This is a genomic window from Streptomyces sp. NPDC001678, from assembly GCF_042892945.1.
GTDB lineage: Bacteria > Actinomycetota > Actinomycetes > Streptomycetales > Streptomycetaceae > Streptomyces.
Window position 1 is genome coordinate 228,392 of the sequence record NZ_JBIAUP010000008.1, and the last position, 12,307, is coordinate 240,698.

At 70.4% G+C, this 12,307-nt stretch carries 13 protein-coding genes; 1 reads left to right on the forward strand and 12 read right to left on the reverse strand.

Annotated elements, in window-relative coordinates:
• Positions 1–24 precede the first annotated feature (24 nt).
• The 7 genes from kdpC to ACFYZR_RS19260 all read right to left on the reverse strand — a co-directional run bounded on the left by kdpC (position 25) and on the right by ACFYZR_RS19260 (position 6,777).
• Positions 25–675: a potassium-transporting ATPase subunit KdpC gene (gene kdpC / locus ACFYZR_RS19230; RefSeq protein WP_391911691.1), complete on the reverse strand. Its 651-nt coding sequence runs from the start codon at positions 673–675 to the stop codon at positions 25–27.
• 5 nt (positions 676–680) lie between these two features.
• Positions 681–2,795, reverse strand: coding sequence for a potassium-transporting ATPase subunit KdpB (kdpB, locus tag ACFYZR_RS19235; protein WP_391911693.1), 2,115 nt, complete (start codon positions 2,793–2,795; stop codon positions 681–683).
• Positions 2,792–4,483, reverse strand: coding sequence for a potassium-transporting ATPase subunit KdpA (gene kdpA, locus ACFYZR_RS19240; protein ID WP_391911695.1), 1,692 nt, complete (start codon positions 4,481–4,483; stop codon positions 2,792–2,794). Before kdpA ends, kdpB begins: the two co-directional genes overlap by 4 nt.
• Positions 4,484–4,491: 8 nt before the next feature.
• Positions 4,492–4,581, reverse strand: coding sequence for a K(+)-transporting ATPase subunit F (kdpF, locus tag ACFYZR_RS19245; protein WP_043188605.1), 90 nt, complete (start codon positions 4,579–4,581; stop codon positions 4,492–4,494).
• 333 nt (positions 4,582–4,914) lie between these two features.
• Positions 4,915–5,685 carry a DUF3710 domain-containing protein gene (locus ACFYZR_RS19250; protein ID WP_391911697.1) on the reverse strand — a complete coding sequence of 257 codons (771 nt, stop codon included), beginning with the start codon at positions 5,683–5,685 and terminating at the stop codon, positions 4,915–4,917.
• Between the two features lies 1 nt (position 5,686).
• Positions 5,687–6,187, reverse strand: a complete 501-nt coding sequence (gene dut / locus ACFYZR_RS19255; RefSeq protein WP_189449694.1) for a dUTP diphosphatase — start codon at positions 6,185–6,187, stop codon at positions 5,687–5,689.
• Positions 6,188–6,192: 5 nt separating this feature from the next.
• Complete coding sequence (locus ACFYZR_RS19260; protein WP_391911699.1) at positions 6,193–6,777, reverse strand: PaaI family thioesterase; 585 nt, start codon at positions 6,775–6,777, stop codon at positions 6,193–6,195.
• A gap of 59 nt (positions 6,778–6,836) precedes the next feature.
• On the opposite strand from ACFYZR_RS19260, the gene ACFYZR_RS19265 reads away from it, so the two are divergent.
• Positions 6,837–7,280, forward strand: a complete 444-nt coding sequence (locus ACFYZR_RS19265; RefSeq protein WP_391911701.1) for a DUF3093 domain-containing protein — start codon at positions 6,837–6,839, stop codon at positions 7,278–7,280.
• A 119-nt stretch (positions 7,281–7,399) separates the two neighbouring features.
• Here ACFYZR_RS19265 and ACFYZR_RS19270 read toward each other — a convergent pair whose 3' ends face one another.
• From ACFYZR_RS19270 to ACFYZR_RS19290, 5 genes are all read right to left on the reverse strand, one after another.
• Entirely contained in the window at positions 7,400–8,224 is an 825-nt protein-coding gene (locus tag ACFYZR_RS19270) for a hypothetical protein (protein WP_391911703.1), read from the reverse strand.
• A gap of 14 nt (positions 8,225–8,238) precedes the next feature.
• Positions 8,239–8,535, reverse strand: a complete 297-nt coding sequence (locus ACFYZR_RS19275) for a DUF4193 domain-containing protein (RefSeq protein WP_229355835.1) — start codon at positions 8,533–8,535, stop codon at positions 8,239–8,241.
• A 427-nt stretch (positions 8,536–8,962) separates the two neighbouring features.
• Complete coding sequence (locus tag ACFYZR_RS19280) at positions 8,963–10,219, reverse strand: sensor histidine kinase (protein WP_391911705.1); 1,257 nt, start codon at positions 10,217–10,219, stop codon at positions 8,963–8,965.
• A gap of 6 nt (positions 10,220–10,225) precedes the next feature.
• Positions 10,226–10,879 (reverse strand): response regulator transcription factor, encoded by a 654-nt coding sequence (locus tag ACFYZR_RS19285; protein ID WP_311610920.1) that lies wholly within the window; start codon positions 10,877–10,879, stop codon positions 10,226–10,228.
• Between the two features lie 594 nt (positions 10,880–11,473).
• On the reverse strand, positions 11,474–12,307 hold the full coding sequence (locus tag ACFYZR_RS19290; RefSeq protein WP_391911707.1) for an inositol monophosphatase family protein: 834 nt from the start codon (positions 12,305–12,307) through the stop codon (positions 11,474–11,476).

A 12,307-nucleotide genomic window follows, 5' to 3' on the forward strand; every position in this document is an offset into this window, starting at 1 on the left:
GGACGCGGCTCACCGGAGGGGGCGTCAGCCCTTGGCGAGCTCTTTCAGGGCCACGTTGAGCTGGAGGACGTTGACGTGCTCCTCACCCATGAAGCCGAGGAGCCGGCCGTCGACGTGGTCCTCGACCAGCTTCTCGACCTTGGCCTCCGGCAGGCCGTTGGCCTTCGCCACGCGCTTGGCCTGGAGCCGGGCGTAGTCGGGCGAGATGTGCGGGTCGATGCCGGAGGCGGAGGCCGTCAGGGCGTCCACCGGCACCGAGGACGGGGAGACGCCGTTGAAGGCGGCGACGTCCGCGCGGCGCTGCTCGACATTGGAGAGCAGGACCTTGCTGTCGGCGGCGAGGTTGGAGGCACCGGAGACCAGCAGCTTGTACTGGGTGTTCTCGGTGTTGGGGCCGGCCGCCGAGGGGCGGGGCTGGAAGTACTTGGGGTCCGGCAGGGGGTTGCCGTCCTTGTCCTTCTTGTCCGCGAGGTTGTAGCTCTGGCCGAGGAGCTCCGATCCGACGGACTTGCCGTCGACCTTGATCTCGGAGCCGTTGGCCTTGTCGTTGAAGGCCGCCTGGGCGACGCCGGTGACGACGAGCGGGTAGATCACACCGCAGACCACCGTGAGGACGAGCAGGGCGCGCAGCCCGGCGCCGACCAGACGGAGCGTGTTCTGTACGGAGTTGTTCACGGTAGTCACCCGATGCCAGGGATGAGGGAGATGAGCAGGTCGATGATCTTGATGCCGATGAACGGGGAGACCAGGCCGCCCAGTCCGTAGATCAGCAGGTTGCGGCGGAGCATGGCGTCCGCGCTCATCGGGCGGTAGCGCACGCCCTTGAGGGCGAGCGGCACCAGGGCCACGATGATCAGCGCGTTGAAGATGACGGCGGAGAGGATCGCGGACTTCGGCGACGCCAGGCTCATGATGTTGAGCTTGTCGAGGCCGGGGTAGGCGACGGCGAACATCGCGGGGATGATCGCGAAGTACTTCGCGACGTCGTTGGCGATGGAGAACGTCGTCAGCGCGCCTCGGGTGATCAGCAGCTGCTTGCCGATCTCGACGATCTCGATGAGCTTGGTGGGGTTGGAGTCCAGGTCCACCATGTTCCCGGCCTCCTTGGCGGCCGAGGTACCGGTGTTCATGGCCACGCCCACGTCGGCCTGGGCCAGCGCCGGCGCGTCGTTGGTGCCGTCACCGGTCATCGCGACGAGCTTGCCACCGGCCTGCTCACGCTTGATCAGCGCCATCTTGTCCTCGGGCGTGGCCTCGGCCAGGAAGTCGTCGACACCGGCCTCTTCGGCGATGGCCTTCGCCGTCAGCGGGTTGTCACCCGTGATCATGATGGTCTTGATGCCCATGGCACGCAGCTCGTCGAAGCGCTCGCGCATGCCTTCCTTGACGACGTCCTTCAGGTGGATGACACCCAGGACGCGGGCGCCCTTGGCGTCCTCCAACGCGACCAGCAGCGGGGTGCCGCCGGCCTGCGAGATGTCGTCGGTGAGCTTGGTGGCGTCGTCGGCTATGGTGCCGCCGCGCTCCTTCACCCAGGCCAGGACCGAACCGGTCGCGCCCTTGCGGACCTTGCGGCCGTCGACGTCCACGCCCGACATCCGGGTCTGGGCGGTGAAGGGGATCCACTCGGCCCCGACGAGCTCGCCCTCGTGGCGCTCGCGCAGGCCGTACTTCTCCTTGGCGAGGACGACGATCGAGCGGCCTTCGGGCGTCTCGTCGGACAGCGAGGAGAGCTGGGCGGCGTCGGCCACCTCGGCGGCCATGGTGCCCTTGACGGGCACGAACTCGGCGGCCTGGCGGTTGCCGTAGGTGATGGTGCCGGTCTTGTCGAGCAGCAGCGTCGAGACGTCGCCCGCGGCCTCCACCGCGCGCCCGGACATCGCCAGGACGTTGCGCTGGACGAGCCGGTCCATGCCCGCGATGCCGATCGCGGAGAGCAGCGCGCCGATGGTCGTCGGGATGAGGCAGACGAGCAGGGCGGCCAGCACGATCATCGTCTGCTCGGCGCCCGCGTAGATCGCGAAGGGCTGGAGGGTGACGACGGCCAGCAGGAAGACGATGGTGAGCGAGGCCAGCAGGATGTTGAGGGCGATCTCGTTCGGCGTCTTCTGGCGGGCGGCGCCCTCGACCAGGTTGATCATCCGGTCGATGAAGGTCTCGCCCGGCTTGGTCGTGATCTTGATGACGATGCGGTCGGAGAGGACCTTCGTACCGCCGGTGACGGCCGAGCGGTCGCCGCCGGACTCCCGGATGACCGGGGCCGACTCGCCGGTGATGGCCGACTCGTCGACGGAGGCCACGCCCTCGACGACGTCGCCGTCGCCCGGGATGATGTCGCCCGCCTCGCAGACGACCAGGTCGCCCACGCGCAGCTCGGTGCCGGGCACCGACTCCTCGCCCCGGCCGTCGACGGTGAGGCGGCGCGCGACCGTGTCGGTCTTGGCCTTGCGCAGGGTGTCGGCCTGGGCCTTGCCGCGGCCCTCGGCGACGGCCTCGGCGAGGTTGGCGAACAGGACGGTCAGCCACAGCCAGATCGTGATCGTCCAGCCGAACCAGTCGCCCGGGTTCTTCAGCGCCAGGCCGGTGGTGACCACCGAGCCGACCTCGACCACGAACATGACCGGGGACTTGACCATGACCCGCGGGTCGAGCTTCTTGAAGGCGTCCGGCAGGGACTTGACCAGCTGGGCCGGGTCGAACAGGCCGCCGGAGACCCGGCCGGCCTCGTGATCGCCGTGCGGCTGGACGTCCTTGGGGTCCTCGGACGTAGGTCGGACAGGGGTGGTCGTGCTCATGAGAGTCCCTCCGCCATCGGGCCAAGGGCCAGGGCCGGGAAGTAGGTCAAGCCGGTGATGATGAGGATCGCGCCGACGAGGAGGCCCGCGAAGAGCGGCTTCTCGGTGCGCAGGGTGCCCGCGGTCTCGGGGACGGGCTTCTGCTCGGCGAGCGAGCCGGCCAGCGCCAGGACGAAGACCATCGGCAGGAAGCGGCCGAGCAGCATCGCGAGGCCGATCGTGGTGTTGTACCACTGCGTATTGGCGTTCAGGCCCGCGAAGGCCGAGCCGTTGTTGTTGGCGCCGGAGGTGAAGGCGTACAGGACCTCGGAGAAGCCGTGGGCCCCGCTGTTGTTCACCGAGTTCGCCGCACCGTTGAGGATCGAGTTCGGCGGCGTGGACAGCGCCATGGACAGCGCGGTGAAGCCGAGGACCAGGGTCGGGGTGATGAGGATGTAGCACGCGGCGAGCTTGATCTCACGGGTGCCGATCTTCTTGCCGAGGTACTCGGGCGTACGGCCGACCATCAGGCCGGCGATGAAGACCGCGATGATCGCCATCACGAGCATGCCGTAGAGGCCGGAGCCGACACCACCGGGGGCGATCTCGCCGAGCATCATGCTCAGCAGGGTGATACCGCCGCCGAGGCCGGTGAAGGAGGAGTGGAAGGAGTCCACGGCACCGGTCGAGGTGAGCGTGGTCGTGGTCGCGAAGATCGCGGAGGCGCCGACGCCGAAGCGCTGCTCCTTGCCCTCCATCGCGCCGCCGGCGGCCTGGAGCGCCGCGCCGTGGCCGGCGTACTCGGTCCACATCATCAGCACGGTGAAGGCGAGCCAGATGAAGCCCATCGTCGCCAGGATCGCGTAACCCTGCTTGACGTTGCCGACGAGCTTGCCGAAGGTCCGCGTCAGCGCGAAGGGGATGACGAGGATCAGGAACATCTCGAAGAGGTTCGTGAACGCGTTGGGGTTCTCGAACGGGTGGGCGGAGTTGGCGTTGAAGTAGCCGCCACCGTTGGTGCCCAGCTCCTTGATGACCTCCTGCGAGGCCACGGCGCCGCCGTTGACCTGCTGGGTGCCGCCCGCCAGCTGACCGATGTCGTGGATGCCGGCGAAGTTCTGGATGGCGCCGCACGCGACGAGGACCAGCGCGCCGATCACCGAGATGGGGATCAGGATGCGGACCGTGCCGCGCACCAGGTCGGCCCAGAAGTTGCCCAGCTCGCCGGTGCGGGAGCGGGCGAAGCCCCGGACGAGGGCGACGGCGACGGCCATGCCGACGGCGGCGGAGACGAAGTTCTGCACCGCGAGGCCGAGCGTCTGCACGGCGTGGCCCATGGCCTGCTCGCCGGAGTACGACTGCCAGTTGGTGTTGGCCACGAACGAGGCGGCGGTGTTGAACGCCTGGTCCGGGCTGATCGCGGTGAAGCCGAGCGAGAGCGACTTGGGCAGTACGCCCTGGACCCGCTGGAGCAGGTAGAGGAAGAGGACGCTGGCCGCGGAGAAGGCGAGGATGCCGCGCAGATAGGCGGGCCAGCGCATTTCGGCGTTCGGGTCGGCACCGATCAGGCGGTACATCACCTTCTCGGCGCGCAGGTGCTTCTCGGAGCTGTAGACCCGGGCCATGTAGTCACCGAGCGGGACGTAGACCAGGGCCAGCGCGCCCATGAGCGCGACGAGCTGAAGAATTCCGGAGAGGACGGGACTCATGTCTGTGCTCAGAACCTCTCCGGGAAAACGAGGGCGAGGATCAGGTAGCCCAGCAGGGCGACGGCCACGACGAGGCCGACGATGTTCTCGGCGGTCACAGCTTCGTCACCCCCTTGGCGACGAGAGCCACCAGCACGAAGACCGCGACGGTGGTGACGACGAAGGCCACATCGGCCATCGTGTGCTCCTAGAGAGGTTCGGAAGAACGGACCTCTAGAGGAAACCTCCACTACCGCCCGGTAGCACTTCCGTTGACGCCTCCCTTACGGCCATTAGCGCCCCCTTGACGAGATCCTTACGCAGACCTCGTGGACCTGCGGAAACACTCCGAAAACGCCACTGGGCCGGAACCCGTAATACGGGTTCCGGCCCAGTGAAACGGCATGTTCCGGCCGCCTGGCGGCCGTAAACGAGCCCCTCGGGGGCGGGCGTCAGCGGATCTCGGAGATCTCCGGGCCGCGCTGGAGACGGTCCACGCCGCCCGCGAAGCGGGAGCCCGGCTCCTCCTGCTGCTGGAGCCCCTCGGCGACCATCTGCGCGTCGTCGGGCAGCTTCAGGACGATCGGGTCGCGCGGCGCCATCGGGGACTCCCCGCGCACCACGACGGTGTCCCGGAAGACCTGCTCCAGCAGCCCGGCGGTCTGCGGCTGCACCGCGCCCTGGCCGGAGATCACACCGCGCAGGAACCAGCGCGGACCGTCACAGCCGATGAAACGGACGAGCTGGACGCCCTGGGTGCCGTCCGGCAGCGCCACGGGCACCTGGGCCCGCAGCTCCCAGCCGAGCGGACCCTCGACCTCGTCCACGACACCGCCCTGCTGGGTGATGCCGGCCGCGATCTCCTCGCGGACCTCGCCCCAGATGCCCTCGCGCTTGGGGGCGGCGAACGCCTGGAGCTGGACGGCGCTGTCGCGCAGCACCACGGTCGCGGCGACGATGGCGTCACCGGCGACCTCGACCCTCAGCTCCATGCCCTCGACGCCGGGCACGAACAGTCCGCCCAGGTCCACCCGGCCCTCGGCGGGGTCCCCGACCTCGGAGGCGTCCCACGGACCGTCGGGGCGCGGCCCCGGCTCCAGCCGGATCCGGCTCTCGGCCGCGGTGGCCTCTGCGGCCCGGGAGTCCTCAGTCAACTCCTCGGAGGCCACGTCGTCGATACGATCGACAACGTCCTCGCTGCGCTTGCGGCGACGACCGAACACGTCACTGTCCTTCCCGGTCGCAGGCGACCGAAGCGAATCCATTCCCCACGGCAGCGTGGCCACCGGTGGACCCGAAGCCCCCTTCGGCCCGCGCCGAGCCGGGAAGCTCCGCCACCTCGTGGAAGCGGACCTTCTCGACCTGCTGGACAACCAATTGGGCGACGCGGTCGAACCTCTCGAACCGGACGCTCTCGCGCGGGTCCAGATTGACCACAATCACCTTGATCTCTCCACGGTACCCGGCATCGATGGTGCCCGGGGCATTGACCATGGACACCCCGCAGCGGGCCGCCAGGCCCGACCGGGGGTGGACGAACGCCGCGTAGCCGTCGGGCAGCGCGATGGAGATGCCGGTGGGCAGCACCGCGCGCTCGCCGGGGGCGAGCTCGGCGGCCTCGGTGGTGACCAGGTCGCAGCCCGCGTCACCGGGGTGCCCGTACGAGGGAATGGGCACCTCGGGGTCGACCCGGCGGATCAGGACGTCCAGCTGCGGACGGGGCACGACGCTCACGGGTTCACCTCAAAGGCTCGGGCGACCTTCACCTGGTCGGGATCGGCGAGGGCGGCCTGGATCTCCTGCTTGCGGCCGTTCTCGATGAAGTGGTCGACCTTGACCTCGATGAACACCGCGTCCGCCTGCACCGCGACCGGGCCGTCCGGGCCGCCGATGCGGCCGGTGGCCGTGCAGTAGATCTTGCGGCCGTGCACCGCGACGGCCTCGGCCGTCAGGTGCAGCACGGTGCCGACCGGCACGGGACGCGTGAAGTCCGTCTCCAGCCGCCCCGTCACCGCGATGGTGCGCAGCAGCCAGCCCAGCGAGCCCAGGGTCTCGTCCAGGGCCGTGGCCAGCACACCGCCGTGGGCCAGGCCGGGAGCGCCCTGATGGGCCTCCCTGACCCGGAACTCGGCGGTGACGCTCACCCCCTCGCCGGCGCGCGTCTCCAGGTGCAGCCCGTGCGGCTGACCGCCGCCGCAGCCGAAGCAGTGTTCGTAGTGCGACCCGATGATCTCTCCGGGCGCGGGGGCTTCGGGGTGCCGCACCGGAGGCCGTGCGTCGGCCGGCGGTGTCAGCGCTGTCGTTCGTCCACTCACAGGGGCTGACCTTACCCGCGTGAACGGGGCCCGGTCCCGTCCGTGCCAAGCTTGTGCGTATGCAGCCTTACGAAGAACGCCTGACCGCGCCCCGCTCCTGGTGGGTCATCGCGGTCCTGGCCGGCGTCGCCATGGCGCTGATCCTGCTGCCGCTGGGCACCCTGCCGATGCTGGGCGGGCTGATCGGCGGCTCGGCGCTGGCCGCGATGGCGGTCAGTTCGTACGGCTCCGCGCGGATCCGGGTGGTCGGCGACGCCCTGGTGGCGGGGGACGCGAAGATCCCCGTCGCGGCGCTGGGGGTGCCCCAGGTGCTGGACGCCGAGGAGGCCCGCGCCTGGCGCACCCACAAGGCGGACACCCGCGCCTTCATGCTGCTGCGCGGCTATGTGCCCACGGCGGTGCGGATCGAGGTCACCGACCCGGCGGACCCCACTCCGTACCTCTATCTCTCCACGCGTTTCCCCGAGCGGCTGGCCGCCGCCGTCGAGGCCGTACGGGCGTAAGGACGGCCGCGCAGCCCCGGCGTGGCTACGGAGCCGGGGCGGTCACCCACAAGGGCCACACGGGCCCCTGGGAGGTCCCTGAGAGGTCCCTGGAGGCCCTTGTGGGCCGGTCCTGCGGGTCAGGCCAGGCCCAGACCCTCGTCCGGCGGCTCCGAGGGCGTGCCCGCGAGCTCGTCCCAGGGGACCTGCTGATTGCGGAGGTCCGCGCGGACCTTCTCGGCGAGGCGCTTGGTGTCCCGGCGGTTCATCACCGCGCCGACGGTCGCGCCGATCATGAACGGCGTGAGGTTGGGGAGGTTGCGGAAGGTGCGCTTCAGCACCCGCTGGCGCAGCTCGCGACGGAGCTGGCCCCCGAGCGCGGCATTGACGGTCAAGGGGGACGTGACGTCGATGCCACGCTCGTCGGCCCAGGCTCCGAGGTAGGCCACGGCCCGCTGGCGCCCGCTGCCGGGGGCCCGGACGCCGTACACCTCGTGCAGCTCTGCGATGAGCTTGTACTCCACGGCGGCCACGGCGATGACCTCGGCCGCCAGCTCGGCGGGCATGGCGGGCGGCACGGGCAGCATGGCCGCCGCCCCGATGCCCGCGCCCACGGTGGAGGTGCCGTAGACGGCACCGGCCACCAGTTTGTCCGCGAGCTCCTCCGGCCCGAGGCCGGGGAACTGTGTGCGAAGAGTCGCGAGATCACGCACCGGGATGCGTGGAGCGTTCGCGATGATCCGGTCCGCTACGGCGGTGAGCCCCGCCCGGGCTCCCCGGCCGCCCTTGCGCAGCCGCGCGGCGGCCTCCTGGCCGACGACGACGGCGAGCGAGGCCGTACGGCCTCGCTCGGCGGTCGGGTCGGCAGCGGCCTCGACCGTGCCGCCAGGGGCGTTCTCGACGGGCCCGGAGGTCAGCCCGGGCCGCTGGGAACGCCGCTTCCGGAACGGGTTCGAGCCTGCCATGGCAGACCCTCGCCTCACTCGCAGTCGCGGCAGATCGGCTGGCCGTTCTTCTCACCGGCGAGCTGGCTGCGGTGGTGCACGAGGAAGCAGCTCATGCACGTGAACTCGTCGGCCTGCTTGGGCAGGACCCGGACGGCCAGCTCCTCGTTGGAAAGATCGGCGCCGGGCAGTTCCATGCCCTCGGCGGCCTCGAAGTCATCGACGTCGACCGACGACGAGGACTTGTCGTTCCGCCGGGACTTCAGTTCTTCCAGGCTGTCACTGTCGACGTCGTCATCGGTCTTGCGTGGGGTGTCGTAGTCCGTTGCCATGTCGCTCTCCCCCTCTGGGTGTCTGCGGTATCTCCAGCGCACGTAACGCGTGAGAGGCCGGACTTGTGCCCGACCCGAGGCGGAGATTTTGCCTCACATCAAGGTCTGTTACTCAATCGACACCCAACCGCACACCTGAAGAGGTGATCGGGACGGGTGTCGATGGGGACCGTACACGGTCGAAATGCCGTGCGCGGCCACGCCATTCCGTGTACTTCCCGTGATCAGGACCCCCGGAAACCCCCATTTTTCAGGCGTTCTCCCGGGACTGTCGATCACGGAGAGTAGATGGCCGGAAGTCTGCGTATGTGACCGATCACACACAGCCGCAGTGCCGGGCGGACCGGATGAATTCCGCCCAAAGCGAACCCGCGAGGGACCTATTGTCGCAGATCCCCTCGCCCGGCCACCGCCCGGGCCGGACCGGTCAGGTGGGCAGGACGACCCGCATGACCAGGCCACCTCCCTCACGCGGCTCCGCGGTGATCCGCCCGCCGTGCGCCCGGGCCACCGAGCGCACGATGGACAGCCCCAGGCCGACGCCCTTGTCGCTGCCCGTACGCTCCGTGCGCAGCCGACGGAAGGGTTCGAAGATGTTGTCCACCTCGTAGGCCGGGACGACCGGGCCGGTGTTCTCCACGATCAGCACGGCCTGGCCCGGCAGGGCCTGGGTGGTGACCTCCACCCAGCCGTCGGGGGTGTTGTAGCGCACCGCGTTCTGCACGAGGTTCAGCGCGATCCGCTCCAGCAGCACGCCGTTGCCCTGGACGACCGCGGGCTGCCGGGTGCCGCGCAGCTCCACGCCCTTGGTCTGGGCCTCCCCACGGGCCTGGTCGAGGGCCCGGGAGGCCACCTCGGCGAGGTCCACGGGCTTGCGGTCCACGATCTCGTTGTCGCTGCGGGCGAGCAGCAGCAGGCCCTCCACGAGCTGCTCGCTGCGCTCGTTCGTGGCCAGCAGCGTCTTGCCCAGCTGCTGGAGCTCCGGGGAGGCCCCGGGGTCGGAGAGGCTGACCTCCAGCAGGGTGCGGTTGATCGCCAGCGGGGTGCGCAGCTCGTGCGAGGCGTTGGCGACGAAGCGCTGCTGGGCGGTGAAGGCGCGCTCCAGCCGGTCCAGCATCTCGTCGAAGGTGTCCGACAGCTCCTTGAGCTCGTCGTCCGGGCCGCCCAGCTCGATCCGCCGGCTCAGGTCCGTGCCGGCCACCCGGCGGGCGGTCCGGGTGATCTTGCCCAGCGGGGAGAGGACCCGGCCGGCCATGGCGTAGCCGAAGGCGAAGGCGATCACGGCGAGGCCGAGTAGGGCGAGGAGGGAGCGCTTGAGGAGCGTGTCGAGCGCCATGGCCCGCAGGTTCGCCTGGCAGGCGCTCAGGACGTGGTTCGCCTCCTGGTAGGTGGAGACGTCCCCGAGCTGGGGGCAGAGACTCGGATTCTCGACCGCGAACTGGGTGCCGCCCGTCAGTTTGATCAGCGGCTGGCTGCCGACGTCGAGGGCGTTCGCCGCCAGCAGGTAGATGATCGTCAGCAGCAGCACGCCGGCCATCAGGAACATCCCGCCGTAGAGCAGGGTGAGACGTATCCGGATGGTCGGACGGAACCAGGGGAACGGGCGGACGATGGGCTGCTGGGGGTCCCAGGTGGGCTTCGGCGGGGTCTGCGGGACCGCCTGCGGGGTGGGGGTGACGGGCATCGCCGATCAGATCCGGTATCCCGAGCCCGGGACGGTGACGATCACCGGAGGCTCGCCGAGCTTGCGGCGCAGGGTCATCACGGTGACCCGGACGACGTTGGTGAACGGGTCGGTGTTCTCGTCCCAGGCCTTCTCCAGCAGCTGCTCGGCCGAGACCACGGCCCCCTCGCTGCGCATGAGCACCTCCAGAACGGCGAACTCCTTGGGCGCCAGCTGCACCTCACGGCCGTCGCGGAAGACCTCGCGGCGGTTGGGGTCCAGCTTGATGCCGGCCCGCTCCAGCACGGGCGGCAGGGCGACGGTCGTGCGCCGGCCCAGCGCCCGGACGCGCGCGGTGAGCTCGCTGAACGCGAAGGGCTTGGGAAGGTAGTCGTCGGCGCCGAGCTCCAGGCCGGCCACCCGGTCGCTGACGTCGCCGGAGGCGGTCAGCATCAGGACCCGGGTGGGGATGCCGAGCTCGACGACCTTGCGGCAGACGTCGTCGCCATGGACGAGCGGCAGGTCGCGGTCGAGCACGATGACGTCGTAGTCGTTGACGGCGATGCGCTCCAGGGCGGCGGCTCCGTCGTACACGACGTCGACGGCCATGGCTTCCCGGCGCAGTCCGGTGGCGACGGCGTCTGCGAGCAGTTGCTCGTCCTCGACGACGAGTACGCGCACGGCGCTGTTCCTTCCTCTTGGCCCGTGTGGGCAGGCGTGATGTCCCTGATGGGTCCCTCCATCCTGCCTCGGATGTCGGTAAACCGGCTGTAAGGGGTGCCTGGCGGTCTGCCTGGGAAGGATTCCGGATTCTTCGGCGGCCGCAGGTTTCCGCCCGGACCGGGGTGGGGAAGACGTCTGCACACCCGCGATCACGCTTCTCCGTACGCCTACGCGTACGCGGGTACACCACGCAGTGATCGTTTTCGCCGTGGCACACCCCCGTGCCGCCAACCCACGACGAGGGGGCGCAGCACCATGGACGCGTTCACCGCTGGCATTCTGCAGCGCATAGAGATGACCCGGTCCGACCTCGACCACGCCCGTCGCACGGGCGACGACTACCTCGCCGACGTCGAACAGGCGGAGCTCGACGAGCTTCACCGCCTGGCGGCGGAGCACGGCGTACAAGTCTGATCCGCACAGCTCTGATCCGCACAGCGCGGAGCGCCCCCGGCACGGATGTCCCGTGCCGGGGGCGCCTGCGCTTGCGGGGCGGGTACGGCGGGTGGGGCACCATGCCCCGCCATACGTCCCTCCAAGCCGCCCGCGGGGCTAGTCGTGCCAGGCTCCCAGCTCCTCCAGCCGTGCCCGGAGCGGCTCGAAGAGGCCCGGGGCGGCCGCGATCGTCAGCTCGCCCGAGGCCGGGACCCCGGGGCGGCCGCCCGTCAGGGCGCCGGACTCGCGGGCGATGAGGGCGCCCGCCGCGTAGTCCCAGGGGTTGAGCCCGCGCTCGTAGTAGCCGTCGAGCCGGCCGGAGGCGACGTCGCACAGGTCGATCGCCGCCGCGCCGCCGCGGCGGATGTCCCGTACCTCCGGCAGGATCGCGCGCACCACTTCCGCCTGGGCGGCACGCCGGGCCGTCAGATAGCCGAAGCCCGTGCCGATGAGGGCCTGCGCGAAGGCGGGTGCGGGCCGGCAGCGCAGCCGTCGCTCCCCCTCGAAGGCACCCCGCCCGAGCACGGCGTGGTACGTCTCGCCGCGCATCGGCGCCGCGACGACGCCGACGACCGCCTCGCCGTCGATCTCGGCGGCTATCGACACGGCCCACGACGGCAGCCCGTACAGATAGTTGACCGTGCCGTCGAGGGGGTCGATCACCCAGCGCACCCCGCTGGTGCCCTCGGTGCTGGCGCCCTCCTCGCCCAGCAGCCCGTCGTGGGGGCGGCGCTCCGCGAGGAAGCCGGTGATCAGCTTCTCGGCGGCGATGTCCATCTCGGTGACGACGTCGATGGGGCTGGTCTTGGTGGCGGCCACGCCGAGATCGGCGGGCCGGCCGTCGCGAAGCAGCGCGCCGGCCCGGTCGGCGGCCTCCAGGGCCACGGCCAGGAGCTCGTCCTTGAGGGCGTCGGGGATGTCCGGGGCGTCGGGGGCGTCGTTCACGGTCAC

What these genes read in the sequence shown, in the direction of transcription:
- kdpB (WP_391911693.1), bottom strand. Translation starts at nt 2,795, where the DNA reads ATGAGCACGACCACCCCTGTCCGACCTACGTCCGAGGACCCCAAGGAC.
- kdpA (WP_391911695.1), bottom strand. Translation starts at nt 4,483, where the DNA reads ATGAGTCCCGTCCTCTCCGGAATTCTTCAGCTCGTCGCGCTCATGGGC.
- ACFYZR_RS19265 (WP_391911701.1), top strand. Translation starts at nt 6,837, where the DNA reads ATGCAGCCTTACGAAGAACGCCTGACCGCGCCCCGCTCCTGGTGGGTC.
- ACFYZR_RS19270 (WP_391911703.1), bottom strand. Translation starts at nt 8,224, where the DNA reads ATGGCAGGCTCGAACCCGTTCCGGAAGCGGCGTTCCCAGCGGCCCGGG.
- ACFYZR_RS19275 (WP_229355835.1), bottom strand. Translation starts at nt 8,535, where the DNA reads ATGGCAACGGACTACGACACCCCACGCAAGACCGATGACGACGTCGAC.
- ACFYZR_RS19280 (WP_391911705.1), bottom strand. Translation starts at nt 10,219, where the DNA reads ATGCCCGTCACCCCCACCCCGCAGGCGGTCCCGCAGACCCCGCCGAAG.